Raw genomic sequence first — 25,604 nt, forward strand, 5'->3', positions numbered from 1 at the left:
CAACCTGACGGTTGTGACTCTTGAGAGATCTGCCTCCGACGCGACTTCCCAGGGCCGGCACCGACACGGTCCGATCCTGAGGAGGAACCGCGATGACCATCGTCGCAGACCGATTCGCGCATGTCATGGGCGTCGATACCCACGCCCGCACCCACACGTTCTCGATCGTCGACGCCGCGACGGGCGGCGTGCTGGAGACCGCCGCGTTCCCCGTCACCGCCGCCGGCATGGACCGTGCGCTCGCCTGGGCCAGCCGACGCGCGCCCGGCTACGCCGCCGCGGTCGAGGGGACCGCGTCCTACGGGGCGACGCTCACGACGCGGCTGCAGGCGGCCGGCGTGACGGTGTTCGAGGCGCGGCCCCCGCGTCGCGCCGCCCGCGCCGGACACGGCAAGTCGGACCAGATCGACGCGGTCGCCGCCGCCCGGTCCGTGCTGGCGGAGCCGACCGAGCTGCTCGCGCAGCCCCGCTCGGGCGAGCGCCGGCAGGCGCTGCAGCTGCTGCTGACCGCGCGCCGGCTGATCGAGCGGCAGCGCACGCAGGACCGCAACGCGCTCACCGCGCTGCTTCGCGGCGTCGAGCTCGGCGTCGACGCCCGCCGCGCCTTGACCGCCGCCCAGCTGCGGCAGATCGCCACCTGGCGGCCCCGCGGCGGTGACTCGATCGCGCAGTCCGTCGCCCGCACCGAAGCGATCCGACTGGCGCGCGAGGTCCAGCAGCGCGGCGACCTGCTGGCCGACAACCAGTCGCAGCTGCGACAGCACGTCACCGCGCTCGCACCCGGCCTGCTCGCCGAGCAGGGCATCGGCCCCATCACCGGCGCCGTCTTCATCGCCGCCTACTCCCACCACGGCCGGATCCGATCGGAGGCGGCCTTCGCATCCCTCGCCGGCGCCGCCCCCATCCCGGCCTCCAGCGGCAACACCGACCGGCACCGCCTCAACCGGCACGGCGACCGGCGCCTCAACGCTGCCCTCGACACCGTCGTCCGCTCACGACTCGCCCACGACCCCGACACCCGCGCCTACCGCGACCGCCGCATCGCCGAAGGCAAGACGAAGCGCGACGTCCGCCGACTCCTCCGCCGCTACCTCGCCCGCCACATCTATCGCACCCTCAAACAGACACTCACGCCTTGACAGCAGCCATAGAAGGGTCGAGACCCGGCTCTTCGGGGGCGAGGCGCCGGCCTACGGCCGCAGCAGCTCCAGCGCCGCGTGCGCCGCGTTGTGCCCGCCGATGCCGGAGACGGCGCCGCCGCGGCGCGCGCCCGAGCCGGCCATGAGGATGCGCGGGTGCGCGGTCTCGACGCCCCACGCCTCGGCGATCGAGGTCGCCTCGTGCTCGAGCCACGGCCATGACAGCGGGCCGTGGAAGATGTTGCCGCCGGGCATCGCGAGCGCTTCCTCGATGTCGAGCGTCGTCTTGGTCTCGATCGCCGGGCCGTCCGCGCCCTCGAGCAGCAGCGGCACGATGGGCTCGGCGAGCACCGAGTCGAGCGAGACGATCACCGCCTGCTCGAGCTCGTCACGCATCCGCTCGTTCGTCTCCGGCGTCAGCAGCCGGTCGGGCGCGTGCAGCCCGAAGACGGTGAGGGTTTGGGCGCCGGATGCCTGCAGGTCGCCCCCGAGGATCGACGGGTCGGTCAGCGAGTGGCAGTAGATCTCGCAGGGGAGCGGATCGGGGATGCGGCCGGCGACGGCCTCGGCGAAGGCGCGGCCCAGCTGCGAGTAGCTCTCGTTGATGTGGAAGGTGCCCCCGAACGCCGCCTCCGGCGCCACGCCGTCTCGCAGCTGCGGCAGGCGCGAGAGCAGCATGTTCACCTTGACCTGCGCGCCCTCCGGCCGGGGCGCGGCGGCCTCGTCGCCGAGCAGCCGCCCGAGCACGTGCGGCGCGACGGCGGAGAGCACCAGGTCGAACTGCGCCGTGAGCTCGGTGCCGGTCGGCACCCCCTCGCCGTCGGTCACGAGCCCGCCGATGCGCTCGCTCCACGTGACCTCCGCGTCGGGCGTGACGCGGACGACGGTGACGCCGGTGAGGATCGTCGCCCCCGCCTGCCGAGCGGCGATCTCGAGCTCGCCGGAGATTTGCCCCATGCCGCCGATCGGCACGTCCCAGTCGCCGGTGCCGCCGCCGATCACGTGGTAGAGCAGGCACCGGTTCTGCTCGAGCCCCGGGTCGTCGAGCGCCGCGAACGTGCCGATGAGCGCGTCGGTCGCGATCACGCCGCGCACGAGGTCGTGGCCCACCGCGCGCTCGATGGCGTCGGCGATGGGCGCGTCGACGACCTCCGACCAGGCGGATGCGCCGCCGGCGGCCGCGCGCGCCGCGTCCTTGGTCGGCAATGGGCCGGTGAGCGTCGGGAAGAGCGCGGCGGCGAGCCGGGTGGTGCGGTCGTAGAAGCCGGCGAACCCATCCGCGTCGCCGACCGCCCCGATCGCCGCGAACGAGGCGCGGGTGGCGGCCTCGTCGCCCGCGTCGACGAGCAGCCCGCGGTCGGTGCCCGGCTCGGGCGTGTACGAGGAGTAGCGGCGGCGAGCGAGCCGCACGTCGAGTCCGAGGTCGCCGATGATCTGCTGGGGCATGAGGCTCACGAGGTACGAGTAGCGCGACAGCCGCGCGTCGAGCCCGTCGAACGCCTGCGCCGAGACGGCCGCGCCGCCGACATGCGGCAGCCGCTCGAACACCGTCACGTCGACGCCGGCGCGAGCGAGGTAGGCCGCCGCGGTGAGCCCGTTGTGACCTCCACCGATGATGGCGATTCTCGGCATGCTGGCTCCTCGTCGATAAGCGGATGCATCGGGCCGCGACCGCGCGGGCGCGCGGCGTCAGAGGGCAGTGAGAGCCCGCACGCATACGATATGCGGCATGAGCGACCAGCGCAGGGACGACTTCGACGCCCTGATCGCCGAGGCGATCGCCCGTGCGGACGCGGAGCACGGCACCGCATCTGCCTCGGCACAGCTGCCCGATGAGACCGTCGAGGTCGTCGAGGAGCAGCGCGTCGACGACGATCCGCTCGCGGCGCCGGGCGGCGCCGGCTCGCTCCCGGCGTTCGAGGTCGACGAGGTCACGTACGCGGCAGCGGTGAACCCGTACGTGCCGGTGGAGACGCCGGGCCTCGACCGCGCTCGCGAGCAGCCGTCGAGCGGATGGTCGCTGTCGCGCGACGTCGCCGATGTGCCGACGGTGCAGATGGACGCGGTCGCGATGGAGGCGGAGCTGCGCGCCCCGAGCCCGGACGTCGGGACGGATGCACGGGATGCCGCGACGCGCGTGCGGCACGCCGTCTCGCCCGGTGAGCCGGCCGACCAGAGCAAGCCGGCCGACCAGAGCACCGCGTCGCCGCGAGGCCGGCGGGCGGCCGTGCCCGAGCCGCCCGCGGCCGAGCGGGGCGACGATGCAGCGGCTCCGCCGGAGCCGACCGTGGTGGAGGCGTCGCACCTGCCTCCTGCGGATCGGCCCCGCATCGGCGGCCTCGCTGCTGCCGTCTCCGCGAGGGCGGCAGCCGCGGCTGCCGCGCAGCAGGCCCCCGCAGCGGCTCCCGAGGCGCCGGTCGAACCCGAGGTCGAGCGTGAGCCGCTGCTCGAGCCAGCGCCGGAGCGCGAGCCCGACCCGGCGCCCCAGTTGGAGCGCGAGCCGGAGCCAGAGTCGGCGCCGGAGCCCGAGCAGGAGCCCGAGCCCGAGCAGGAGCCCGAGACCGAGCAGGAGCCCGAGACCGAACCCGAGCCGGCACCGCAGCCCGAGGCCGCTGCCCCGCGGCCGACGCCCGAGCTCGTGCCCAACCCGCTGGCGGCGAGCGTCGCCCCAGCAGCGGAGCCGGTCGAGCTCACCGAGCCCGAGACGGACGACCCGATCGCCCTCGCTGCCGTCGACCGCGTGCGCGACTGGGCCACGCGACCGCACGCGAAGCCCGACAAGGCGGCCGAGCGGCTCGCCGGGCTGCTCAAGGATCCCGCCGGCCTCGACTTCGCCATCGGCTTCCTCGACAGGGTCGTCCGCCCCGAGGACGCGCGCGTCAGCGCCCGCAACTTCGAGGCGCTCAGCCGCGACATCCCCGGCTTCCTCGACTGGTACCTCAAGCTCGGCGTCACCGTCGGCGGCGGCTTCGGCATCGTCACGCCGCGGCTCATCATCCCGCTCGTGAAGCGGGCGATGCGCGACCTGGTCTCGCACATGGTGATCGACGCATCCCCGAATCGGCTCGCCCGACCGCTCGCGAAGCTCCGCGAGGGCGGCGCCCGGCTCAACCTCGCCCTGCTCGGCGAGGCGGTGCTGGGGGAGCGAGAGGCGCAGCGCCGGCTCGAGGGCACGATGGCGCTGCTCGAGCGCGACGACGTCGACCATGTCTCGGTGCAGGTCTCGGCGGTCGCGCCGCAGCTGCAGCTGTGGGCGTTCGACGAGACGGTCGACCAGGTGGTCGAGCGGCTGCTGCCGCTCTACCGGCTCGCCGCCGCGTCGAGCCCGCGGAAGCGCATCGACCTCGACGTCGAGCGGTACCGCGATCTCGACCTCACGATCGCGGTGTTCGAGCGCCTGCTCCTGCGCCCCGAGCTCGCGGGCCTCGAGGCCGGCATCGTCCTGCAGGCATACCTCCCCGACGCGCTCGGCGCCTACCGCCGGCTGGCGACCTTCGCGAAGCAGCGCCGCGCCGACGGCGGCGCTGGCATCCGGGTGCGGCTCGTGAAGGGCGCGAACCTCGCGATGGAGCGCGTCGAAGCAGCGCTGCACGGCTGGCCGCTCGCGGTCGCGTCGTCGAAGGCGTCGACCGACGCGAACTTCAAGCGGCTGCTGCGCGAGGCGCTGCTGGCCGAGAACGCCTCCGCCGTGCGGCTCGGCGTCGCGAGCCACAACCTCTTCGACCTCGCGTACGCGGCCGAGCTCGCTCGCCACCACGGCACCCATGAGCGCGTCGAAGCCGAGATGCTGCTCGGGATGGCCGCCGACCACCGCGACGCGGTGCGCGAGGTCTTCCCGAGCCTCATCCTCTACGCGCCCGTCGTGGCCCCCGGCCAGTTCGACGCCGCCGTCGCGTATCTGATCCGGCTGCTGGAGGAGAACGCGGCGGGCTCCAACTTCATGTCGAGCATGGCCGACCTCGCCGACCCGGTGGTGCTGCAGCGCGAGCGCGACCGCTTCCTCGGCTCGCTCGAGCTGCTGCACCGAGAGGACGCCGCGGGCGAGCCGCGGCCGAACCGCACCCAGAACCGGCTGGGCGACCTCTCGGTGTCGGTCACGCATCCGCTCGCCTTCGAGAACGAGCCCGACACCGACCCCTCGCTCGCGCCGAACCGCGACTGGGGCCGCCAGATCGTCGCGCGCGCCGCCGAGTCGACGCTCGGCACGCGCACGCTCGAGATGAACCGCATCGAGGACGTGCCGACGCTCGAGCGCCGCATCGACCGGGCGGCGCAGGCCGGTGCCGGATGGGCGGGGCTCGGTGCGCGCCGCCGGGCCGAGATCCTGCGCGACGCGGCCGAGACGCTGGGCGTGTACCGCGGCCGCCTCATCGAGACGATGATCGCCGAGACGGGCACGACGATCGGCGAGGCCGACCCCGAGGTGTCGGAGGCGGTCGACTTCGCCCGCTACTACGCGGAGCAGGCGATCCTGCTCGAGCAGGTCGAGGGCGCGACCCCGAAGCCCGTCGCGCTCACCGTCGTCACGCCGTCCTGGAGCCTCCCGGTCGCGAGCGCGTGCGGCGGCGTGACGGCGGCGCTCGCGACCGGCTCGGCGGTCATCGTCAAGCCCGCCCCGCAGGCGCGCTGCTCGGCCGCCGTCATGCTCGAGGCGCTCTGGGAGGCCGGCGTGCCCCGCGACGTGCTCGTGCTGTGCGACATGGACGAGGGCGAGCTGTCGCAGCGCCTCGTCACGCACCCGGCGGTCGGCAGGCTCATCCTCACCGGTTCGGCGAAGACCGCCGAGCTGTTCACGTCATGGCGCAGCGACCTGCCGCTCGTGGCCGAGACGGGCGGCAAGAACTCGATCATCGTCACGCCCTCGGCCGACTTCGACCTCGCGGCCGACGACATCGTGCGCGGCGCCTTCCTGCACGCCGGCCAGAAGCGCTCGGCGGCATCCGTGGCGATCCTGGTCGGCACGGCGGGCGACAGCGAGCGCTTCCGGCGCCAGCTCATCGACGCCGCCACCGCGCTGCGCGTCGGCTCGCCGCTCGACGCCCGCACCCACATCGGCCCGCTCATCGAGCCTGCGCAGGGCGCGCTGCTGCGCGCCCTCTCAGGCCTCGAGGAGGGCGAGGAGTGGCTGCTCGAGCCGAAGCCGCTGGATGCGTCGGGCCGGCTCTGGTCGCCCGGCATCCGCGACGCCGTGCTGCCGGGCACCGAGACGCACCTCACCGAGCTGCCCGGGCCGCACCTCTCGCTCATCGAGGTCGAGACGCTCGAGGAGGCGATCGAGGCGCAGAACGCGACCGAGTACGGCCTGTCCGCCGGCATCCACTCCCTCGACCCCGACGAGGTCGCGCACTGGCTCGACGAGGTGCAGGCCGGCAACCTGTCCGTGAACCGCGGCATCACCGGTGCCGTCGTGCGGCGCCAGCCGTTCGGCGGCTGGAAGCTGTCGCAGGTCGGGGCCGGCGCGAAGGCCGGCGGTCCGAACTACCTCGCGACGCTCGTCGACTGGGAGCCGGTGCACGCGGAGCCGAAGAAGTCGGTGCGCCTGCACGGGCTGCACAAGCGCGTCGCCGGCGTCATCGAGGCCGCGACGCCGCAGCTCGACTTCATCGAGTTCGACCGCGTGCGCACGGCCGCGAACAGCGACGAGCGCTGGTGGGAGGAGGAGTTCGGGGTGTCGAAGGACGTCTCCGAGCTCGGCGTCGAGCGCAACGTCCTGCGCTACCGGCCCGCCGAGGTGCTCATCCGCATCGCCGACGACGGCGAGATGGGCGACGCGGTGCGGATGCTCGCGGCCGCCGCGCGCACCCGTGCGGTCGTGCGCGTCTCGACCGCGCTCGAGCTGCCGGCCGGGGTCGTGAAGCTGTCGCGGCTGCCGATCCCGCACCTGCGCATCGAGGAGATCGTCGACGAGTCCGACGCGGAGTTCCACGAGCGCATCCGGTCGGGCGAGGCGCTCGAGCCGGTGCACAACGAGGACGCGCTCGGGCTCGCCCGAGTGACCGAGCCGGTGCGTCGCATCCGCCTCGTCGGCACCGACCCGCAGCTGCGCGAGGTGCTCGCGGGCAACCCGCGCGTCGCGGTCTACGACGGGCCGGCGACGACGGAGGGGCGCATCGAGCTGCTGGCGTTCCTGCGCGAGCAGTCGGTGTCGATCACGGCGCACCGCTTCGGCAACCCCGACGAGCAGATGCTTGCGCTGAGGGTCTGAGCCGGCCGCCCGCCCCGCCCCCGCCCCTCGCCTCTGCCCACCGCTGGTTGCGCCACTCGCGCCCTCTTCCGCTGGTTGAGCCGCTCCGCGCCGCCGCCGCACCCGCTGGTTGAGCCGCTCCGCGCCGAAGGCGCTGAGCGTGTCGAAACCAACCCGACCCGCGCAGTGGTTTCGACACGCTCAGCGCGCTGCGCGCGCGGACCGGCTCAACCAGCGGGGGTGGCGGCCGGAGTGCTTGACTGGCTCCCATGCGGTACGGATACAAGGCCAGCGCCGAGCAGTTCGCCCCCGCCGAGCTGCTCGAGCTCGTGCAGCTCGCCGAGCAGGCCGGGCTCGACAGCGCGTTCATCTCCGACCACCTGCAGCCCTGGCGGCACGAGGGCGGCCACGCGCCGAACGCGGTCGCGTGGCTCGGCATGGCGCTCGAGCGCACGTCGTCGATCGTGCTCGGCACCTCGGTGCTCACCCCGACGCTCCGCTACCACCCGGCGGTCGTCGCGCAGCAGTTCGCGACGCTGGGGCAGGTGCACCCGGGTCGCCTCATCCTGGGCATCGGCACGGGGGAGGCGCTCAACGAGCAGATCATCGGCGTCGAGTACCCCGAGCTCAAGGAGCGCTTCGCGCGCCTCCGCGAGGCGGTGCGGCTCATCAAGCAGCTGTGGCGAGAGGAGCGCGTCGAGTTCGAGGGCGACTACTACCGCACCACCGGCGCGACGATCTACGACCGACCCGACACGCCCATCCCCATCTACGTCGCCGGCGGCGGGCCCGCCACCACCAAGTACGCCGCGCGCTTCGCGGACGGCCACATCTGCACGTCCGGCAAGGGCGACGACTACTACCGCGACACGATCGTCGCCTCGCTCGAGGAGGGCCTCGCGCAGCAGGGCCGCGACTCCGCCGAGGTCGACCGGATGATCGAGATCAAGGTGTCGTACGACCGCGACGCCGATGCCGCGCTCGCGAACACCCGCTTCTGGGCGGCGCTGTCGCTCACGCAGGAGCAGAAGCACGCGGTGCACGACCCCATCGAGATGCAGCGGCTCGCCGACGAGCTGCCGATCGAGCAGGTCGCGAAGCGGTGGATCGTGGGTGCGGATGCGTCGGCCGTCGCGGGCGCGATCGCCCACTACGTCGAGCTCGGCTTCACCCACCTGGTGTTCCACGGCCCGGGCCACGACCAGCGGCGCTTCCTCGAGCAGTTCTCGGAGGACGTGCTGCCGCTGCTGCCGCCGCGCTGACCGCTCAGCTGCTCGCCAGCACCGCCGCCACGGGGACCCCTTCCACCGTTCGGGACCCGGTGCACCAGGTCCCGAACGGTGGAAGGGGTCCCCGAGCGGATGCCCCGGCGCCTCAGGCAGCGGAGCCGGCCGTCGCGACGCGCCGCACGAGCGGCAGCGCCGCGGCCGTCGCCCCGAGCGTCGCCACGACGGCGCCGAGCGTGAGCAGCACCCAGGTGATCACCGAGGCGGGGCTCTGGATCCAGAACATGAACATCGGCAGGATCAGCAGCAGCGCGACCGCCGCGGCGCCGCCGACGCCCACGAGCAGCGGGATGGTGACCTGCCGCACGAGCGCTGCCCGCATGACCGGCAGGTCGACGCCCATCCGGTGCATCGCCTGGTGCTCGCGTCGCTGGTCGAGCACCTTCGCCGACTGCGCGATGCCGGCGAGCACGGCACCCAGCAGCGCCGCGATCGCGATCGTGAGCGCCGCGCCCGTCGCCATGTCGACGGCCAGCGCGTCGCCGGGGGCCGCCATGACGGGAGCGAGCGACGCGAAGCCGCCGGCCATCACGGCGATCGCCATCGCGCCGACGATGTTGAACGCGCCGCGCGGGTCGTCGACGACGCGCCGGGCGGCGAGCAGGGTCGCGGGGCGCCGCGCGCCCTTCGCCACGAGCCACGCGACGCCCTGGATGACGAGCGGTCCGATGAGGGAGTACGAGAGCACGACGATCGACAGCAGCGCGATCGAGAAGGTCATCTCGAGCGGGATGAGGTCGAGCACCACCACGGCGACGTAGGCGGCGGCAGCGAGGCCGAAGCCGGCGATGCGCCAGAGCGAGAGCCGCTTGCCGCGGACGCGCTGCGCGACGCCGAGCGGCGTCACGTGCACGCGGCGCAGCGAGGCGAGCGCCGCCGCCAGCGCGATCGCGATGACCGCTCCCGCTGCCGCGAGCCAGACCCAAGCGGGCGGCAGCAGCTCGGCGACGGTGAACGGCATGCCCTGGAACTCGATGCGCGCGATGGCGGGCGTCACGGCGAGCGCGAGCCCCGCGCCCACGAGCACGCCGACGATCGCTTGCGCGAGCGCGTCGAGCACGGCCATCGCGGTCACCTGGCCGCGCGTCGCCCCCGCGAGGCGGAGCGCGGCGAGCCGGTCGTCGCGGCGCGCGACCGCGAGCCGGACGGCCGCCTGCGCGAGCGTCCACACCGCCGGCAGCAGCAGCGCCGCCGCGACGAACGCGAGCGTGAGCACGATGCCGCCGTCCACGGGGTCGACGGCCCCGGTCTCGAGCCGCATGCGGAACGCGTTCACGCCGCCGAGCACCGCGAGCAGCGCGGCGGTCGCGAAAGCGAAGGCGATCGCGCTCAGCACGTCGGTGGCGCGCGGGCCGGTCGCGCGGGCGAGCCTCGCCCACAGCCGCAGGGCGGTCATCGCGAGACCTCGATCCACGGCTGCTGCGCTGCTGCGCCGGGCATCGGGTTCGCGACCCGCTGCTCGGCGACCGCCGCGCCATAGGAGTGCACCGTGGGGAGCGCTGCCGCCACATCCGGTCCCGCCCCACCGGGGGCCGCCGCATCCGCCGCACGCTCGTCGCTGACGATGCGGCCGTCCTCCAGGCGGACGATTCGCGAGCACGCGGATGCGACCTCCGGGTCGTGCGTGACGACGACGAGCGAGGCGCCGTGGCCGAGGGTCGCGCCGATGAGCAGGCTCATGACCGCGCCGCCCGTGCCGCGGTCGAGCGCGCCGGTGGGCTCGTCGGCGAAGACGATGCCGGGCGAGCCGACGAGCGCGCGAGCGATGGCGACGCGCTGCGCCTGGCCACCCGAGAGCTCGCCGGGGCGGCGAGCCAGCATGCCGCCGAGGCCCAACCGGTGCAGCAGCGCACCGGCCTGCGCCTCCGCCGCCGACCGCGAGCCGCCGCCGAGCATGAGCGGCAGCGCCACGTTCTCGACCGCGGGGAGCTCCGGGAGCAGCTGCCCCGACTGGAAGACGAAGCCGAAGTCGCTGCGGCGCAGCTTCGTGCGCTCCCCGTCGCGCATCGTCGCGAGGTCGCGGCCGCGCCAGACGACCGTGCCCTCCGCGGGCGCGATGATGCCGGCGAGCACGTGGAGGAGCGTCGACTTGCCGGACCCGGAGGGGCCCATGATCGCGACGGCCTCAGGGCCCGCCGCGCCGATCGTGAGGGAGACGTCGGCGAGCGCCGGGGCGGCGGCCTCGCCCTGTCCGTAGGTGTGCGTGAGCCGCTGGGCGTCGAGTCTGTTGGTCTGCATGCGACCATCCGAGCATCGCCGACCGCCGCATCCGACCGATTCCGGCGCCTTTGCATCGGCAGGCGGATGCAGGATCATCCGCTGGGCTGACAGGTGGTCGTCCGTAGGCTGGTGGCGTGACGATCGCCATGCCGAGCATCAGCGCCGAGGGCACCCGGACGCATCCGGTCGCCATCATCCCGGCGGCGCTCGTCTCGCTCGGCGCGATCCTGCTGTTCTGGGCGATGACCGACTGGGGCTACGTGCCGCTCATCGCCGGCGTCATCGGCGGCATCCTCACCGATCGCGCCGGCCGCTCCTCGAAGCTCGGCCAGGACCTCGCGATCATCGCGATCGCGCTCGCCTGGATCAGCATGATCTCGCTGCACGCCGACATCTCGAACGAGGGCATCCTGCGCTTCACGATCGCGCTCGGCGGCGCGGTGCTCATCCCGTACTCGATCTCGCGCTGGGTGTACCGCGACCACGCGGTGCGCTTCCCGTGGAAGGGCGGGCGCTGGTCGCGGCGCATGTGGACGTACCTGGTCGTCGTGGTGTTCGCGGCCTACCTGATCCTGCCGTTCTACTTCCTCACCTCCGGCGTCTACCGCAACTGGCCGCCGGTCGCCGAGTGGGACATGATCGGTCGGCTCTTCATGGGCGTGAACGCGGTGGGGCTGTGGGACGAGCTGTTCTTCATCTGCACCGTCTACACGCTGCTGATGCGTCACTTCCGGCCGTGGCTCGCGAACCTGCTGCAAGCGGCGATCTTCGTGTCGTTCCTGTGGGAGCTGGGCTACCAGTCGTGGGGACCGCTGCTGACGATCCCCTTCGCGCTCGTGCAGGGCGCGATCTTCTCGTGGACGAAGAACCTGTTCTACGTCGTCACGGTGCACCTGCTGTTCGATGCGGTGGTGTTCCTCGTGATCGTGCACGCGCACCATCAGGAGGCGCTGCCGATCTTCCCCCTCATCCACGGCTTCTGATCCTCAACGTCGCGGGTGGTGGCTGAGCACCGCATGGCGGATGCGCGACCACCGGCGACGTTGAGGATGTAGCGTCGCGGCCATGGCCATCGCACGCTTTCCGACGCTCGTCATCGACTGCCCCGACGCCGACGCGCTGGCGCGCTTCTACAGCGCGCTGCTCGACTGGCCCGTCAACCGCTCCGACGACGACTGGGTCGAGATCCAGGCCGATTACGGCCAGATGATCTGCTTCCAGCAGGTCGAGCAGTACTCGGCGCCCGACTGGCCCGGCCAGGAGCACCCGCAGCAGATGCACCTCGACGTGGTCGTCGACGACCTCGACGAGGGCGAACGGGCCGTCCTCGGGCTCGGCGCGACGAAGCACGGCACCCAGCCGGGTGAGACGTTCCGCGTCTTCCTCGACCCGGCGGGCCACCCGTTCTGCCTCTGCTCGAGCTGAGGCGTCAGCGCGGCGCCAGCGATACGGCCGACTGCGTGCCGATGCGCGTGAAGCCGAGCCGGTCGGCGAGCCGCAGCGACGCGGCGTTGCCGACGCGGCTGCGCCACTGCGCGATGAGCCCCGCATCGATCGCGGCGCACACCGCGCCGGTCGCCGCGGCGGCGGCGTAGCCGCGGCCGCGATGCCCGGTGGCCGCGACCACGCCGATGTGCGCGATCGTCGTGTGCCAGCGCTGGTAGCCGGCGACCGCGAGCGGCTCACGGCCGTCGCGCACCGCCCAGTGCCGCTCCATCGGCTCGACGCCCGCCTCCGACCACTCGTCCTCCACGACCGCCGCGCGCACCTTCACGAGGTCCCGGTCGTCACCCGGCACGACCGCGTGCACAGGCGCAGCCGGGCGGATGCCGGTGAAGAGCAGGTGCGCCGAGCCGACCGGGAGCGAGCCGGGCAGCGCCGCCGCGATCGCGGACGCATCCCGCAGCGTCGGACGGTGCTGGGTCTCGAGCACCGCGAGCGCGCGCTGCGGCGCCGCGACGGCCATCGCGGTGCCCAGCTCGACGACGACGACCGAAGCCAGGTCCTCGCGCGGCACCCACGTGATGCCCTCGCCCTCGAAGGCGTTGATCGGCACTCCGACCGCCTCCGCCCACGCCGCCCGCAGCTGCATGCGCGCCCGCTGCGGCAGATCCGGCAGTCGCCTCATGGCGACCAGTGTCGTCCTCCCACCCGCGTCACGCGAGAGGCTCGCGCCACCGGTCGCCGGTCCTAGGCTCGACAGCGTGACCACCGTGCTGCTCGACGTCGACACGGGCATCGACGACGCCCTCGCCATCTTCACCGCCGCGCTCTCGAACGAGATCGATCTCGTCGGCTGCACCATCACGTGGGGCAACGTCGACGTCGACCAGGGCGCTCGCAACACCTCGGAGGTGCTGCGGCTCGCGGGCCACGGCGACGTGCCGGTCGCCGTCGGTGCCGCCGGTCCCCGGCGAGGCACGGCCGCCGTCTTCTCGCCCGAAGTGCACGGCGACGACGGCCTCGGCGGATGCGCCGACGTGACCCACGTGCCGACCCTCGCGCCGGAGAGCGCGGTCGAGCTGATGCTGCGGCTCAGCCACGCGCACGCCGGCGCGCTCGAGATCGTCGCGGTCGGGCCGTTGACGAACCTCGCGGCCGCGCTCGACGCCGATCCCACGCTGCCGGAGCGCATCCGCCAGGTCACGATCATGGGCGGTGCGGCGCTCGCGCCCGGCAACGTCAGCGAGACGGCCGAGGCCAACATCTGGCACGACCCGGAGGCCGCTCAGGTCGTGTTCGACGCGCCGTGGGAGCTGACGATGGTGGGGCTCGACGTGACGATGACGTCGCTCGTCACCGACGCGCACCGCGAGCGCCTCGCGGCCGGGGGAGCGGTGGGCCGCTTCTCGTCGGCGATCCTCGACTTCTACCTCGCGTACTACGAGGGCTACACGGGCGAGCGCGCCTCCGGCAACCACGACGCCCTGGCGCTCGCGGTCGCGACCGGCCTCGTGCGCACGACGCTGTCGCCCATCGTCGACGTGACGGTCGACTGCAGCGACGGCCCCGCGCGCGGCAGGACGGTCACGCGGCTCGAGGGCGAGTGGGGCACCTGGCCCGATCGCGAGGGCGCGCGCCATCGCGTGGTGATGGAGGTCGAGCCGGGCTTCGAGGAGCGCATGGTCGACCTGCTCGCCTCCGCCTGAGCGGCGTCGGTCGAGCGGCGTCAGTCGAGCCGGTGGATGTGCTCGACGACGTCCCTGCCGACGCCCGGCGCCCACGAGGTCTCGGTGCCGATCCGCACGAAGCCTGCCCGGCGCAGCACGGCAGCCGAGGCGAGGTTGTGCGCGGCGGTCCGCGCGTGGAGCGGCCGCTCCAGCTCGCGGTCGAGGAAGAGCCGCAGCGCCGCCGAGGCGATGCCGCGACCCCAGCGCTCCGGGTCGATCCAGTAGCTCACCTCGCGCTCGCCGTCGATCGTGAAGCTCGAGATCGTGCCGACGAGCCGCCCGTCGTCCTCGATGACGAGCAGCAGGTTCGTCGGGTCCGCGCGCACGCGCCGGTAGTGCGCGTCGAACGCGGCGCGATCCGTCGGGTCCTCGCGCGTGAAGGCGGCCATCGCGGTGGCGTCGGGATCGCTCTCCCAGCGGTGCACGTCGTCGAGGTCGGCGTCGGCGAGCGGCCGGAGCGAGATCGTCACGCGACCGCGCCCATCCGCCTGACCGCGTCCTCGACGACGTCGGGGCGCGTGCCGAGGTTGAAGCGCACGTGGTTCTCGCCGCCGGTGCCGAACGCCTCGCCGGCGCTCAGGCCGACGCGCGCCTGCTCGAGGAAGGCCTTCGCCGGGCCGGTCGAGAGGCCGATGTAGCCGGCGTCGGCGCTCGTGCCCGGGTCGGCGACCCGCGTGCCGCGGCAGTCGAGCCAGGCCAGGAAGGTCGCCTCGCCCGGACGCCAGCGGATCGTGGGTGCGTGCTCCGCGAGCAGCCGCGCGAGCAGCGCGCGGTTCTCGCGCAGCCCGCCGAGCACCGCGTCGAGCCAGTCCCGGCCGTCGTCGAACGCCGCGATGTGCGCGATCGACGCGATGTGCGAGGGGCCATGGCTCACGACCTCGGCGATGCCCGCGAGGTCGTCGGCGGTCTCGGCGCCCCCGACGATCAGCGCCGTGCGCAGCCCCGCGAGGTTGAACGCCTTCGAGGCGCTCGTGAGCGAGAGGCCGCGGGCGTCGACGGTCCAGTAGGGCGTGAACGTCGCGTCGAACAGCAGCGGCGCGTGCACCTCGTCGGAGATGACGCGCACGCCGTGACGGGCGGCGATCTCGGCGAGCGACTCGAGCTCCGCGCGTGTGTGCACGGTGCCGGTCGGGTTGTGCGGGTTGCACAGCAGCAGCACGGCGCCCGTGCTCGTGACGCGCGTGCACGCATCCTCGATCGCCGCCAGGTCGAGCCGCAGGTCGGCGCCGAGCGGCGCCTCGACCACGTGCCGCTCCGCGTGCGCGGAGTAGGCGTGGAACGGTGGGTACACGGGGCTCGTCACGATCACGGAGCCACCGGGCGGTGTCAGCAGGCGGATGAGCTCGAACGCGCCCATCATGACGTCGCTCACGAGCGCGGTGCGGGCGACGTCGACGCGCGCGCCCCAGCGGTCCTCGGCGAAGCGGCCGAACGCCTCGGCGTAGCCGGTGCCGTGCGGGTAGCCGGTGTCGCCCCGCAGCATCGCCGCGTGCACCGCCTCGGTGATGGGCTCGGCGGGCAGCACGTCCATCTCGGCCACCCACATCGGCAGCACGTCGGGCTCGAAGAACCGCCACTTGATGCTGGTCCGCTCGCGGAGTTCGGCCAGCGGCACCTGCTCGAAGGGGTTCATGTCCCCATACTGCGGTCTCGACCGGCTCGTTGGTACTGCGAGGCCACGATCACCTCGCGATACCGACGACCCGGTCGAGAGGTCAGGCGACCTGCTCGAGGAGGCCAGAGTCGACGTTGTAGAGGAAGCCGCCGACCTGCGCCCGGTCGCCGATGAGCGGGTGCGAGCGCACGCGATGCACGTCCTCGATGATCGAGAGCCGCTGCTGCTCGATCGCGCCGAGGTCGAGCCACGACGCGTCGACGCCCGCCGCCGCGGAGATGTCCATGAGCAGCTCGCGCTCCGACTTGGAGGCCATCGCGCACCGCGTGTGCTGCACGAGCAGCACGCGGTCGACGTTGAGCAGGTTGACCCCCAGCACGAGCGCGACCAGCGTGCGCTCGGTGGCGCGGCCACCGGGATTGCGGAGGATCTTCGCGTCGCCGGGCACGAGCCCGATCATGCCGAGCGGATCGATCCGCGAGTCCATGCACGTCACCATGGCGACGCCCGCCTTCGCGACACCGTCGAAGCCCTGCAGGTCGAAAGAGGAGGCGAACTCCCGGTTGTGTGCGAGGAGGTCGTCGAAGGGGGATTCCATGCTCACAATCTACGGCCCTCTGACAGCATGGATCGCATGGACATCCGCGCCACCGCCCGCCAGATCGACGCGATCTCGCGCCGGTACGCCGACGTCTACGGCTTCGAGCGCGATGCCGACTGGCTCGTGCTGAAGCTGCAGGAGGAGGTCGGCGAGGTCGTGCAGGCTTGGCTCGCCAAGACGGGCCGGCAGCGCGACAAGGGGCACTCGCCCGCGGAGATCGACCGCCGCTTCGCCCTCGAGCTCGCGGACGCGGTCGGCATGCTGCTGGCGCTCGCGGAGGCCACCGGCGTCGACATCGAGCAGGCGATCGACGAGAAGTGGCTGGTCTGGGACCGACGGGTGTCGCAGAGGGCGGGCGAGGCGGATGCGCCGGCCCGGGACTGACCCGCGCGTCACCGGTCGCTGACGCGCTCCTCGATCGCCGCCCGGTCGTAGCCCTCCGGGCGCGGCGACACCGCCTGTGTCGCGCCCGTCGGCGCCGCAGTCGTCCCCGGCGGCGGCTGCTCCCAGTGCGCCGTGTGGGTCGTGGGCACCCGCTCCCCGCACTGGCTCGCGTGCAGGTACACGACGGGGTCGAAGCGGAACGCGTCGCCGGGCAGCGCCGACTGCGCGCTCCCGCCCACCTGGTCGAGGCGGGTGTCGACGGCGTACGCGCCGGAGCTCTGCCACTGCCGCCAGTCGTCGATGCCGTTCGCGACCGCGTGCGGGCTCGGCAGCACGCGCACGTGGTCTACCTCGTCCGTCCACAGCACGGCGTGGATGCCGGGACCGAGGTCCGGTTCGGCGCCGCCCGGGTCCCAGTGCTCGGCGACGCCGACGATCCAACCGCCCTCCGACTGCCCCAGCGCGGCGCTGAAGCCGCCGTCGGGCAGGAGCCCGAGCGACTCCAGCTCCGTCGGGGTGCGCCAACGGGCGGCTTCGTAGTGGCCGGTGAACTGATCGCCCCACAGGGCGTGGCCGGCCGCCTCCCCGCGCTCGTTGATGAGCCGGGCGGAGGTGTCGACGACCGACCCGGGGTTGCTCGCCAACCGCGTCAGCGTGCCATCCGCAGACCAGGTGACGGCCTGATACCGGAACTCGCCGAGCCCGACGGAGCCGGCGACCCGGCCGTCGTTCGTGATGTCCCACGCCTGAGCGTCGAGCGCGTCGTGGGGCAGCGCCCGACCCGACCCGGGAGCGCCGGGCTCCCAGATGCGCGCCTCGGTCTCGGTGTCGCTGATCCACACGCTCCCGGCCGCCGCGCCTCGATCGTTGATGTGCTGCACCCAGAAGCGCTCGGTGACCCCCACATCGAGCATCCTGAGGCGACCGGTGCGCAGACTCTGCACCCACGCGTACTCGCGCCCCTGCGGGTCGATGCTCCACCCGCTGACCCGGCCCGAGAGCCGAACCTCGTGCACGACGCCATCCATGCCCTGCGGGCCGACGCGGCGCGGCTCCCCGTCGATGCCGCGCCAGACCACGGGCTGCTGGCTGACCGACCCGTCGGCGCCCTGCACGTGCACACCGCCGGCGTAGACGGTGCCGAATCCCAGCACGTACTCGAGCTCGGTGACGGTGCCGCCCTGGCCGTTCGACGGCTGCGCCATCGTGACGACCTCGCACACCGGCACGCCGCTCGCGCTCGCAGCCGGTGCGCCGAGCAGCACCGCCCCCGCCATCGCCGTGATCGCCGCGCCGCTGATCGCTGCTCGCATGAGATCTCCCGTCCAGGGGCCCACGCGCACGCCGGGCCAGTGGACCGATCCTGCTCCCACCGGACGATCAGCGGAAGAGGAAGACGGATGTTCGTCCGCGATCCCGCGCGAACGACCCCAGCGCCCTTCAGCCCGCGGCGGTAGCCTGCGGGCATGACGCAGACCGCCATCATCGTCGGTGCAGGACTCGGCGGCCTCGCCGCCGCCCGTGGCCTCGAGGCCGCCGGCTGGCAGGTGCGGGTGCTCGAGGCGGCCCCCACCGTGCGCAGCCTCGGTGCGGGCATCAGCATCACGGAGAACGGCCTCGCCGCGCTCGACGAGCTCGGCGTCGGCGACGCGGTGCGCGAGCGCGCCGTCCGCGCGATGCCCGAGGGCGTCTTCACCGATCAGGGCTCGCCGCTCCACCACGGCTTCCAGCTCGACTCGAGCGCCGTGCACGCGATCCACCGCTCGACCCTGCTGGATGCGCTGCGCGACGGCCGTGAGGTCGAGACCGGCATGCGCGTGGTCGGCGTCACGGACGGCGCCAAGGGCCGCCCGAGCGTCACGATCGAGCACGGCGCCGCCGACCCCGACTCGGCCGTCGCGCGCGACGAGCGGCAGCGCCGCCGCGACAGGGCGCGCGGGACCAAGCTGGGCCGACGCATCCACCGCGCGCTCGAGCCCGGGGACGAGCCCATCGACCGCCGGGCGGAGTCGCGCGCGAGCCGAGCGCAGGTGCGGGCCGTCGAGGAGGCCCGATTCGAGTCGATCGAGGCCGACCTCATCGTCGGCGCCGACGGCATCGACTCGGCGGTGCGCAAGGCGCTGTGGCCGAAGGCGCGCACCGACTACTCGGGCGCCACGTGCTGGTACGGCGTGCTGCAGGCCGAGGCCGACTCCCCAGGGGGCGTGCGGCAGTACCTCGGCCGCGGCGCCGAGTTCGGCATGGAGCCCATCGACGGGGGCCGCGTCTACTGGTGGGGCATGGCGCACGCGCGCATGGGCAGCACGTCGCGCGACGAGGTAGAGGCCGCTCGTGCCCGCTTCGACACCTGGGCACCGGAGGTGCGCGACCACATCGCCGCGACCCCGCAGGCCGCGATCGTGCGCCGCGACCTGTGGTCGCTCGCCACCCGGCTGCGCAGCTTCCACCGCCCCGGCGTCGTGCTGCTCGGCGACGCCGCCCACGCGATGCTCCCGACGCTCGGCCAGGGCGGCAACCTGACGCTCGAGGACGCCGCGACCCTCGGCATCCTGCTCGAGGACCACTCGCTCGACGAGGCGCTGCGGCGGTATGACCGCGAGCGCGTCGGCCGCACGCAGCGCTTCCAGCAGCGCTCGCTCCGCTTGGCGCGCACGACCATGCGGGCGCGCAACCCCGTGCTCGTCGCCGCCCGCAACGGCGCGTTCAATCTCATGCCGACGATGCTCGCCGAGGTCGCCGGCGACTGGATGCTCGGCTGGCGCTCGCCCCGGCACACGGACTGACCGGACCCCGCCGGCACGCGGACCCCGTCGGCACGCGGGCCCTGGTGGCCGCGCGCCAACAGACGGACAATGAGCCATGGCCGACGACCCGGTCGCCGGCCCTCCACCGGAGGGCGCCGGCAGCAGAGCGGATGCCGGTGCCCGCACGGAGTCGGACGCCGCGCTGGCGAGGCGCGCCCAGATCCTGGCGACCGAGCACTGGGGGCTCCTCGCCGCGCGCAGCACCGCGCAGAGCGAGGTGCTCACGCGCATCACGATCTTCCTGACCCTCGTGTCCGCGGGCCTCGTGACGATCGGGCTGCTCGGCCAGGCGTCCGGCTACACGGACTGGTTCTCCCCGGCCATGCTCGGCATCCTCGCGTTCCTCGCCGTCATCGGCTTCATGACGCAGCTGCGCGTGATGAACGTCGGCGCGGAGGACATGATGTACGTCGTCGCGATGAACCGGCTGCGCGGCGGCTACGTCGATCTCGACCCGCAGGTGGCCCAGTACTTCCTCGCATCCGTCACCGACGACGAGGCCGGGATGGATCAGACCTACTCGTTCATCGCCCGCCGCAGCGCCACGAATCACCTCTTCGCGAGCTCGATGGTGCTGATCCTCGTCGTGAACGGCTGCGTCGACGGGCTGCTCGCCGGCGCGCTCGTCGTCACCGCGACCGGCGCGGTCGGCTGGGCGGTCGCGGTCGGCGTCGCCGTCGGCCTGGTGTGCGCGCTCACCGTCATGCGGCTGGGCTACCTGGGGTACCGCGACGCGTGGCGCCGCTACCGGCCGCGCCGGCCCACGGTCGACCCGCCCGCCTTCCTGCGCGACCCGGCCGAGCGGTGAAGGACGCGGCAGGCGCGCCGGTTCTCAGGCATGGGTAGTTCTCCCCATCGCGCATTGCTAGGAGCGGCGCCTACCGTTGGGCAACGGCCCGGCTGGGGCCCGACGCCGAAAGGCCGAGGGGAATCGGGCCAGACAGGATCTCGGAGCGATCCGGGATGCGAGCGGGATCCTCGAACATGGAGCGAGGCTCTCCGGGCAGCGGAGACGCTGCCGTTGATGCAAGAGGGGCCCGACCACGACGGTCGGGCCCCCTTCTCGTTCACGGCCGGGGCTTCAGCGCCCGTTCCGCGAGCAGCATCGGGAAGACCAGCTCGCGGTTGAGCGGCGCCTCCGCCTCGTCGTCGATGCCGGCCGCCGGGTCGATCCAGCGCAGCGCCTCGATCTCGGCGCGCGGCTCCGGCGCGATCGCGTCGCGCGTGCGGAAGACGCTCGCGTGCAGCGCGAACCCCGCCTCGTTGGCGGCGCGCGTCTCGAACTCGCCCAGCCGCTCGATCCGGTCGAGCGCGATCTCGACGCCCAGCTCCTCGAGCACCTCGCGCACCGCGCACTCGGCGGCGCTCTCGCCGCCCTCGGGCTTGCCGCCGGGCAGCATCCACGAGGCCGTGCCGCGCTTGCGCACGGTCAGCACGGCGCCGTCCTCGCGCTCGAAGCAGATCGCCGAGACCGTGATGACGCGCATGCGACCAGGCTAGGCGGTGCCCGGTCTCAGCCGGCGTTGCGCGTGATGAGCTTCGACAGCACGATGGCCGAGCGCGTGTGGTCGACGCTCGAGGCTGCGCGCACCTTCTCGAGCGCGTCCTCGAGCGCGATGACGTCGCGCGCGCGCATGATGACGAACGCATCCGCCTCGCCGGTGACGGTGCCTGCCTCGACGATCTCGGGAACGCCAGAGAGGATGCGCTTGAGATCCTTGGGCGAGACGGTGCCGCGACAGAAGAGCTCGACGTAGGCCTCGGTCGCGAGCCCCTCGACGGCCGGATCGACCTGCACCGTGAAGCCGCGGATGACGCCGTCGGCGACGAGCCGGTCGATGCGTCGCTTGACCGCGGACGCCGAGAGCCCCACCTCGTTGCCGATGTCGGCGTAGCCGGCCCTGGCGTTGAGGCGGAGCTGGTCGATGATGCCGTGGTCGATGCGGTCCATGTGCACGAAACTACGGCCCGGAGGGGGTCCCCTGCAAAAAACCCGCGCTGGGACGGTCACCCTGGCGTCGATTCTTTGCGAGCATGGCCGTATGCAGCCTGAGACGACCATCATTGCGCGCCCCGAGACCGCATCCCCCACGACCCGTTCCGCCGTGCACAAGACGGTGCTGATGTGCCGCCCCGAGCACTTCACTGTCAGCTACCGCATCAACCCCTGGATGCATCCGGAGATCCCGACGAGCACCTCGGTCGCGATCGAGCAGTGGCAGTCCCTCCACGACGCGTACGTCAGCCTCGGCTTCGACGTCGAGCTCATCGACCCGATCGCGGGCCTCGACGACATGGTCTATGCCGCGAACGGCGGCTTCACGCTCGACGGGCACGCGTACGGCGCGAAGTTCACGTACGAGCAGCGGGTGCCCGAGGGCCCCGCGTACATGGAGTGGTTCGCCGCCAACGGCTTCGAGGTGCACGAGCCCGAGCACATCAACGAGGGCGAGGGCGACTTCCTGCTCTCGAACGGCGCCATCCTCGCGGGCCACGGCTTCCGCACCTCGCTCGAGTCGCACGAGGAGGTGCGCCGCATCTTCGACCGCGAGGTCGTGAGCCTCCGCCTCGTCGACCCGGCGTTCTACCACCTCGACACCGCCATCGCGATCCTCGGCGACGACAACATCGCCTACCTGCCGACGGCGTTCGACGACGCCAGCCGGGCCGAGCTCGAGCGCCGCTACCCGCACGCCGTGCTCGTGACCGAGGAGGACGCATCCGTGCTCGGCCTCAACTCCTTCGGCGACGGCCGCACGATGGTCATCGCCGGCCGCGCCGCCGACTTCGACCGGCAGCTCACCGAGCGCGGCTACGCGACCGTGGGCCTCGACCTCTCCGAGCTGCTCCGCGGCGGCGGCGGCATCAAGTGCTGCACGCTGGAGCTGCGTCGATGACCGGCACGATCGTGCACGAGCCGACGCGGTCCGAGGCGCCGAGCGCCGCCACGCAGGCCGCCATCGCGCAGGTCGAGGCGAGTGCCGCGCACAACTACCACCCGCTGCCGATCGTGGTCGTCGAGGCCTCCGGCGCCTGGGTGACCGATGTCGACGGCCGCCGCTACCTGGACTGCCTCGCCGCCTATTCGGCCGTCAACTTCGGGCACGGCAACCCGCGGCTGCTCGCAGCCGCCCACGCGCAGCTCGACCGCGTGACGCTCACGAGCCGTGCCTTCCACTCCGCGGCGCTCGGGCCCTTCGTCGAGGCGCTCGCGGCGCTCGCGGGCAAGGACATGGTGCTGCCGATGAACACGGGCGCCGAGGCTGTGGAGTCGGGCATCAAGGTGGCGCGTCGCTGGGCCTATCAGGTGAAGGGCGTGCCCGCCGGGCAGGCCGAGATCATCGTGATGGAGGGCAACTTCCACGGCCGCACCACCACGATCGTCTCGTTCTCGGACGACCCGGAAGCGACGGCCGACTACGGACCCTTCACGCCCGGCTTCGTGCGGGTGCCGTTCGGCGACGCCGACGCGCTCGCCGCCGCGATCACCCCGAACACCGCCGCCGTGCTGCTCGAGCCGATCCAGGGCGAGGCGGGCGTGCTCGTGCCGCCGGCCGGCTACCTGCAGCGGGTGCGCGAGATCACCGAGCGCGAGCGCGTGCTCCTCATCGCCGACGAGATCCAGTCGGGCCTCGGCCGCACCGGCGCGACGTTCCAGTGCGACAACGAGGGCGTCGTGCCCGACGTCTACCTGCTGGGCAAGGCGCTCGGCGGCGGCGTCGTGCCCGTCTCGGCGGTCGTCGCGAACGCCGACGTGCTCGGCGTGCTGACGCCCGGCTCGCACGGGTCGACGTTCGGCGGCAACCCGCTCGCCGCGGCCGTGGGTCTCGAAGTCGTGCGGATGCTCGCCGAGGGCGACATGCAGGCTCGCGCCCGCGAGCTGGGCGCCAGGCTGCACGCGGGCCTCGCCGAGCTCGTCGGGCACGGGGTCACCGCCGTCCGCGGCGCGGGCCTGTGGGCCGGCATCGACATCGACCCCGCATTCGGCACCGCGCGCGACGTGTGCCTGCGGCTGCTGGAGCGGGGCATCCTCGCGAAGGACACGCACGGCCAGACGGTGCGGCTCGCGCCGCCCATCGTCATCGAGGAGGCGGACCTCGAGCTGCTGATCAGCGAGTTCCGCGAGGTGCTCGGCGCGTAGCGCCGGGCATCCCTTCCGTTCGTCGAGTAGGCCGCGCAGCGGCCGTATCGAGACGGAGGTGCTCGGGTCTCGATACGCGCGCCTTCGGCGTGCTACTCGACCAGCGGAGGGTGGGGCGCAATCGGCGTGCTACTCGACCAGCGGGAGGTCCCTACGGCTCCGGCGTCACCTGCATCGGGTCGACGGCGACCGACTGCGCACGCACATCCGTGCCGTCGCTGAGCACCTCCGAGATCATGCCGAACACGTTCCCGTCGGGGTCGCGCAGGTAGCCGACGCGGCCCACGCCCTCCAGGTCCTCGGGCGGCACCGCCTCGGCGGCGCCGAGCTCGAGCCCCCGGGCGAACGACGCGTCGACGTCGTCGACCGAGATGACGATGGTGCTGCCATTGATCGGAGCTCCGGCCTCGGGCGCCGGTCCCTCGCGCTGCGCGAGGCCGCCGTTGATGCCCATGCCGGGGGAGTCCATGCCGATCGACCCCTCACCGGTCGAGATCGACCAGTACTGCCACTCGCCGAAGCGCTCGAACCGCCAGCCCAGCAGCTGCGAGTAGAAGTCGATGAGCCGCTGCGGCTCGCTCGCGTGGATCTCGAAGTGGACGACGAGGCTGCTCATCCCGGTTCCCTTGCTCGATGGAGGCGTCGACGCGACGCCGCGGATGCCCGCGACGGTACGCCGGCACGCTCCGAGCCGCCAGGGAGCATGATGACCGGATGCGCACGCACTACCGCTTCGACCACTCCTGGCACGTCGACGCGGGGGCGGATGCGGTGCTGGCGCTCCTCGAGGACGTCCGCGGCTACGGCGCGTGGTGGCCCGCGGTGCGCGTCACGGGCGGCTCGCTGGGCGCTGCCCGCACTGCCGACCTCGAGGTGCGGGCGCCGCTCGGCTACCGTCTGCGGATCACGCTCACCGAGGAGGAGGTGCAGCGACCCGGCGAGCTGCGCGCCGTGATCCGTGGCGACCTCGACGGCTGGAGCTCGTGGCGCGTCACTCCCGAGCGGGCCGGATCGCGCATCGACTTCGCCCAGGAGGTGGAGGCGCGCGGCCCGGTCCTGCGTGCCGCGAGCCCGCTGCTGCACGGCCTGTTCGCGCGCCAGCACGCCGCCGTGATGCGGTCGGCCGAGCACGGGATGCGCGCCGCCCTGTGACGCCGAATGGGCTTCCTCAAGAATGCGGAGTATGGTCGCGGCGTGGCAGAGAGCATCCTCCTCGGGCACGCACCCCGGCCCACTGACGGGGCCCAGCTTGCGAAGCGCATCCGCACCCTCGTGATCGCTGCGGAGCCGGCAGGCATCGCCTGCACCTCCATCATCAGTGCCGAGCTCGACGGCGCGGACATCGCGCGCCTCGACCTCGACCTGACCGACTTCATCCTCGCCGGCGAGGTCGATCGCGACCGCGCGCGGCTCGAGCCGCAGGGCGCGACGATCTCGCGCGAAGCGGCCGTGCTGCGGCAGCTCACGGTGCGAGCGTCGCCGATGCGCGTCTCGGGCGCCGAGGTCACGCTCGACGCGCAGCTGCGCGACCTGCCGTTCCGCTGGATCGAGACCGACAACGGCGAGCTGGCCGTGGAGCTCGCCCGGCCGACCGACGAGCACCCGCTGCACGGGCAGGCGCTCGTGTCGGTGCCGAAGCACCAGCTCGGCGCCGCGATCCTCGGCCTCGCCGAGTCGACGCTCCTCGACATGGGCGTGACGGTCTCGAAGCTCGAGATCGACGTCGAGTCGACCGGCCCCCGCAGCGTCCGGCTCATCGTCGACGGCAAGGTGCGCAAGGGGCTGCTCGGCGCCACGGTGCACGGCAGCGCGCACGCGGCGATCGACGACGGCATGGGCGTCACGCTCACCGACATCAAGCTCGAGAGCGGCAACCCGCTCGTCGCCGCGATGCTCGCCGCGACCCGCGGCCGCATCCAGGGCTACGAGGGCCGCCGCATCGACCTCGCATCCGAGCTCCCGGCGGGCATCCGGCTCGCCGACGTGCAGGTGCGCGTCACCGACGACGTGATCGTGGAAGCACGACTGGTCTAGCCGCCGGCGCGCGACGCCCGACGGGC

The 25,604-nt window shown here is 73.2% G+C and carries 23 protein-coding genes and 1 pseudogene; 13 read left to right on the forward strand and 11 right to left on the reverse strand.

The features are described 5' to 3' along the window. The first annotated feature begins 92 nt into the window (after positions 1-92). A complete protein-coding gene (locus ACLQ21_RS05535; RefSeq protein WP_425662249.1) occupies positions 93-1,139 on the forward strand; it encodes an IS110 family transposase in 1,047 nt (348 codons plus the stop codon). A 51-nt stretch (positions 1,140-1,190) separates the two neighbouring features. On the opposite strand, the pseudogene ACLQ21_RS05540 reads toward ACLQ21_RS05535, so the two are convergent. Continuing rightward, positions 1,191-2,786, reverse strand: a pseudogene (locus ACLQ21_RS05540) (phytoene desaturase family protein); the annotation flags it as partial. Positions 2,787-2,868: 82 nt separating this feature from the next. On the opposite strand from ACLQ21_RS05540, the gene ACLQ21_RS05545 reads away from it, so the two are divergent. Both ACLQ21_RS05545 and fgd read left to right on the forward strand, forming a co-directional pair. Further along, positions 2,869-7,344, forward strand: coding sequence for a proline dehydrogenase family protein (locus ACLQ21_RS05545; protein WP_425662250.1), 4,476 nt, complete (start codon positions 2,869-2,871; stop codon positions 7,342-7,344). A gap of 248 nt (positions 7,345-7,592) precedes the next feature. Continuing rightward, on the forward strand, positions 7,593-8,585 hold the full coding sequence (gene fgd, locus ACLQ21_RS05550) for a glucose-6-phosphate dehydrogenase (coenzyme-F420) (RefSeq protein ID WP_425662251.1): 993 nt from the start codon (positions 7,593-7,595) through the stop codon (positions 8,583-8,585). Positions 8,586-8,697: 112 nt separating this feature from the next. Here the strand turns inward: fgd and ACLQ21_RS05555 are convergent, their stop codons facing one another. Further along, positions 8,698-10,005 (reverse strand): FtsX-like permease family protein, encoded by a 1,308-nt coding sequence (locus ACLQ21_RS05555; protein ID WP_425662252.1) that lies wholly within the window; start codon positions 10,003-10,005, stop codon positions 8,698-8,700. Beyond that, positions 10,002-10,847, reverse strand: coding sequence for an ABC transporter ATP-binding protein (locus ACLQ21_RS05560; RefSeq protein ID WP_425662253.1), 846 nt, complete (start codon positions 10,845-10,847; stop codon positions 10,002-10,004). The genes ACLQ21_RS05555 and ACLQ21_RS05560 overlap by 4 nt, the downstream gene beginning before the upstream one ends. 128 nt (positions 10,848-10,975) lie before the next feature. Between ACLQ21_RS05560 and ACLQ21_RS05565 the strand changes: the two genes are divergently transcribed. Together ACLQ21_RS05565 and ACLQ21_RS05570 are read left to right on the forward strand one after the other, a co-directional pair. Then, the gene (locus ACLQ21_RS05565) at positions 10,976-11,812 is read left to right on the forward strand and encodes a CPBP family glutamic-type intramembrane protease (RefSeq protein WP_425662417.1); all 837 of its coding nucleotides are present in this window, start codon (positions 10,976-10,978) and stop codon (positions 11,810-11,812) included. Between the two features lie 82 nt (positions 11,813-11,894). After that, positions 11,895-12,254 (forward strand): VOC family protein, encoded by a 360-nt coding sequence (locus ACLQ21_RS05570; RefSeq protein ID WP_425662254.1) that lies wholly within the window; start codon positions 11,895-11,897, stop codon positions 12,252-12,254. A gap of 4 nt (positions 12,255-12,258) precedes the next feature. On the opposite strand, the gene ACLQ21_RS05575 is transcribed toward ACLQ21_RS05570, so the two are convergent. Next, a complete protein-coding gene (locus ACLQ21_RS05575; RefSeq protein WP_425662255.1) occupies positions 12,259-12,957 on the reverse strand; it encodes a GNAT family N-acetyltransferase in 699 nt (232 codons plus the stop codon). A 76-nt stretch (positions 12,958-13,033) separates the two neighbouring features. Here ACLQ21_RS05575 and ACLQ21_RS05580 point away from each other — a divergent pair, with 76 nt between their 5' ends. After that, the gene (locus ACLQ21_RS05580; protein ID WP_425662256.1) at positions 13,034-13,978 is read left to right on the forward strand and encodes a nucleoside hydrolase; all 945 of its coding nucleotides are present in this window, start codon (positions 13,034-13,036) and stop codon (positions 13,976-13,978) included. A gap of 20 nt (positions 13,979-13,998) precedes the next feature. On the opposite strand, the gene ACLQ21_RS05585 is transcribed toward ACLQ21_RS05580, so the two are convergent. From ACLQ21_RS05585 to ACLQ21_RS05595, 3 genes are all read right to left on the reverse strand, one after another. Further along, the gene (locus ACLQ21_RS05585) at positions 13,999-14,469 is read right to left on the reverse strand and encodes a GNAT family N-acetyltransferase (protein WP_425662257.1); all 471 of its coding nucleotides are present in this window, start codon (positions 14,467-14,469) and stop codon (positions 13,999-14,001) included. Next, complete coding sequence (locus tag ACLQ21_RS05590) at positions 14,466-15,632, reverse strand: MalY/PatB family protein (protein ID WP_425662258.1); 1,167 nt, start codon at positions 15,630-15,632, stop codon at positions 14,466-14,468. The genes ACLQ21_RS05585 and ACLQ21_RS05590 overlap by 4 nt, the downstream gene beginning before the upstream one ends. Before the next feature lie 82 nt (positions 15,633-15,714). Continuing rightward, on the reverse strand, positions 15,715-16,212 hold the full coding sequence (locus ACLQ21_RS05595) for a beta-class carbonic anhydrase (protein WP_425662259.1): 498 nt from the start codon (positions 16,210-16,212) through the stop codon (positions 15,715-15,717). Between the two features lie 36 nt (positions 16,213-16,248). On the opposite strand from ACLQ21_RS05595, the gene ACLQ21_RS05600 reads away from it, so the two are divergent. Beyond that, positions 16,249-16,599 (forward strand): pyrophosphatase, encoded by a 351-nt coding sequence (locus tag ACLQ21_RS05600; protein WP_425662260.1) that lies wholly within the window; start codon positions 16,249-16,251, stop codon positions 16,597-16,599. Positions 16,600-16,607: 8 nt separating this feature from the next. On the opposite strand, the gene ACLQ21_RS05605 is transcribed toward ACLQ21_RS05600, so the two are convergent. Beyond that, the gene (locus tag ACLQ21_RS05605) at positions 16,608-17,912 is read right to left on the reverse strand and encodes a hypothetical protein (protein ID WP_425662261.1); all 1,305 of its coding nucleotides are present in this window, start codon (positions 17,910-17,912) and stop codon (positions 16,608-16,610) included. A 153-nt stretch (positions 17,913-18,065) separates the two neighbouring features. On the opposite strand from ACLQ21_RS05605, the gene ACLQ21_RS05610 reads away from it, so the two are divergent. Both ACLQ21_RS05610 and ACLQ21_RS05615 read left to right on the forward strand, forming a co-directional pair. Further along, positions 18,066-19,382 carry an FAD-dependent monooxygenase gene (locus tag ACLQ21_RS05610; RefSeq protein ID WP_425662262.1) on the forward strand — a complete coding sequence of 439 codons (1,317 nt, stop codon included), beginning with the start codon at positions 18,066-18,068 and terminating at the stop codon, positions 19,380-19,382. 76 nt (positions 19,383-19,458) lie between these two features. Beyond that, positions 19,459-20,211 (forward strand): hypothetical protein, encoded by a 753-nt coding sequence (locus ACLQ21_RS05615; RefSeq protein WP_425662263.1) that lies wholly within the window; start codon positions 19,459-19,461, stop codon positions 20,209-20,211. Positions 20,212-20,470: 259 nt separating this feature from the next. Here ACLQ21_RS05615 and ACLQ21_RS05620 read toward each other — a convergent pair whose 3' ends face one another. Beyond that, positions 20,471-20,890: an NUDIX hydrolase gene (locus ACLQ21_RS05620; protein WP_425662264.1), complete on the reverse strand. Its 420-nt coding sequence runs from the start codon at positions 20,888-20,890 to the stop codon at positions 20,471-20,473. Positions 20,891-20,916: 26 nt separating this feature from the next. Continuing rightward, a complete protein-coding gene (locus tag ACLQ21_RS05625) occupies positions 20,917-21,354 on the reverse strand; it encodes an Lrp/AsnC family transcriptional regulator (RefSeq protein WP_425662265.1) in 438 nt (145 codons plus the stop codon). A gap of 91 nt (positions 21,355-21,445) precedes the next feature. Between ACLQ21_RS05625 and ddaH the strand changes: the two genes are divergently transcribed. Both ddaH and rocD read left to right on the forward strand, forming a co-directional pair. After that, positions 21,446-22,300 carry a dimethylargininase gene (ddaH, locus tag ACLQ21_RS05630; RefSeq protein WP_425662266.1) on the forward strand — a complete coding sequence of 285 codons (855 nt, stop codon included), beginning with the start codon at positions 21,446-21,448 and terminating at the stop codon, positions 22,298-22,300. Next, positions 22,297-23,544 carry an ornithine--oxo-acid transaminase gene (gene rocD / locus ACLQ21_RS05635; protein WP_425662267.1) on the forward strand — a complete coding sequence of 416 codons (1,248 nt, stop codon included), beginning with the start codon at positions 22,297-22,299 and terminating at the stop codon, positions 23,542-23,544. The genes ddaH and rocD overlap by 4 nt, the downstream gene beginning before the upstream one ends. Before the next feature lie 151 nt (positions 23,545-23,695). Here the strand turns inward: rocD and ACLQ21_RS05640 are convergent, their stop codons facing one another. Then, positions 23,696-24,160 carry a VOC family protein gene (locus ACLQ21_RS05640; protein ID WP_425662268.1) on the reverse strand — a complete coding sequence of 155 codons (465 nt, stop codon included), beginning with the start codon at positions 24,158-24,160 and terminating at the stop codon, positions 23,696-23,698. A 98-nt stretch (positions 24,161-24,258) separates the two neighbouring features. On the opposite strand from ACLQ21_RS05640, the gene ACLQ21_RS05645 reads away from it, so the two are divergent. Together ACLQ21_RS05645 and ACLQ21_RS05650 are read left to right on the forward strand one after the other, a co-directional pair. Then, on the forward strand, positions 24,259-24,696 hold the full coding sequence (locus ACLQ21_RS05645) for an SRPBCC family protein (RefSeq protein ID WP_425662269.1): 438 nt from the start codon (positions 24,259-24,261) through the stop codon (positions 24,694-24,696). Positions 24,697-24,738: 42 nt separating this feature from the next. Further along, positions 24,739-25,578, forward strand: coding sequence for a hypothetical protein (locus tag ACLQ21_RS05650; RefSeq protein ID WP_425662270.1), 840 nt, complete (start codon positions 24,739-24,741; stop codon positions 25,576-25,578). Positions 25,579-25,604: the final 26 nt, after the last annotated feature.

The sequence above is a fragment of the Agrococcus sp. DT81.2 genome (genome assembly GCF_049844935.1).
Taxonomy (GTDB): Bacteria; Actinomycetota; Actinomycetes; order Actinomycetales; family Microbacteriaceae; genus Agrococcus.

What these genes read in the sequence shown, in the direction of transcription:
- ACLQ21_RS05535 (WP_425662249.1), top strand. Translation starts at nt 93, where the DNA reads ATGACCATCGTCGCAGACCGATTCGCGCATGTCATGGGCGTCGATACC.
- ACLQ21_RS05545 (WP_425662250.1), top strand. Translation starts at nt 2,869, where the DNA reads ATGAGCGACCAGCGCAGGGACGACTTCGACGCCCTGATCGCCGAGGCG.
- fgd (WP_425662251.1), top strand. Translation starts at nt 7,593, where the DNA reads ATGCGGTACGGATACAAGGCCAGCGCCGAGCAGTTCGCCCCCGCCGAG.
- ACLQ21_RS05555 (WP_425662252.1), bottom strand. Translation starts at nt 10,005, where the DNA reads ATGACCGCCCTGCGGCTGTGGGCGAGGCTCGCCCGCGCGACCGGCCCG.
- ACLQ21_RS05560 (WP_425662253.1), bottom strand. Translation starts at nt 10,847, where the DNA reads ATGCAGACCAACAGACTCGACGCCCAGCGGCTCACGCACACCTACGGA.
- ACLQ21_RS05565 (WP_425662417.1), top strand. Translation starts at nt 10,976, where the DNA reads ATGCCGAGCATCAGCGCCGAGGGCACCCGGACGCATCCGGTCGCCATC.
- ACLQ21_RS05570 (WP_425662254.1), top strand. Translation starts at nt 11,895, where the DNA reads ATGGCCATCGCACGCTTTCCGACGCTCGTCATCGACTGCCCCGACGCC.
- ACLQ21_RS05575 (WP_425662255.1), bottom strand. Translation starts at nt 12,957, where the DNA reads ATGAGGCGACTGCCGGATCTGCCGCAGCGGGCGCGCATGCAGCTGCGG.
- ACLQ21_RS05590 (WP_425662258.1), bottom strand. Translation starts at nt 15,632, where the DNA reads ATGAACCCCTTCGAGCAGGTGCCGCTGGCCGAACTCCGCGAGCGGACC.
- ACLQ21_RS05595 (WP_425662259.1), bottom strand. Translation starts at nt 16,212, where the DNA reads ATGGAATCCCCCTTCGACGACCTCCTCGCACACAACCGGGAGTTCGCC.
- ACLQ21_RS05600 (WP_425662260.1), top strand. Translation starts at nt 16,249, where the DNA reads ATGGACATCCGCGCCACCGCCCGCCAGATCGACGCGATCTCGCGCCGG.
- ACLQ21_RS05605 (WP_425662261.1), bottom strand. Translation starts at nt 17,912, where the DNA reads ATGCGAGCAGCGATCAGCGGCGCGGCGATCACGGCGATGGCGGGGGCG.
- ACLQ21_RS05610 (WP_425662262.1), top strand. Translation starts at nt 18,066, where the DNA reads ATGACGCAGACCGCCATCATCGTCGGTGCAGGACTCGGCGGCCTCGCC.
- ACLQ21_RS05615 (WP_425662263.1), top strand. Translation starts at nt 19,459, where the DNA reads ATGGCCGACGACCCGGTCGCCGGCCCTCCACCGGAGGGCGCCGGCAGC.
- ACLQ21_RS05620 (WP_425662264.1), bottom strand. Translation starts at nt 20,890, where the DNA reads ATGCGCGTCATCACGGTCTCGGCGATCTGCTTCGAGCGCGAGGACGGC.
- ACLQ21_RS05625 (WP_425662265.1), bottom strand. Translation starts at nt 21,354, where the DNA reads ATGGACCGCATCGACCACGGCATCATCGACCAGCTCCGCCTCAACGCC.
- ddaH (WP_425662266.1), top strand. Translation starts at nt 21,446, where the DNA reads ATGCAGCCTGAGACGACCATCATTGCGCGCCCCGAGACCGCATCCCCC.
- rocD (WP_425662267.1), top strand. Translation starts at nt 22,297, where the DNA reads ATGACCGGCACGATCGTGCACGAGCCGACGCGGTCCGAGGCGCCGAGC.
- ACLQ21_RS05640 (WP_425662268.1), bottom strand. Translation starts at nt 24,160, where the DNA reads ATGAGCAGCCTCGTCGTCCACTTCGAGATCCACGCGAGCGAGCCGCAG.
- ACLQ21_RS05645 (WP_425662269.1), top strand. Translation starts at nt 24,259, where the DNA reads ATGCGCACGCACTACCGCTTCGACCACTCCTGGCACGTCGACGCGGGG.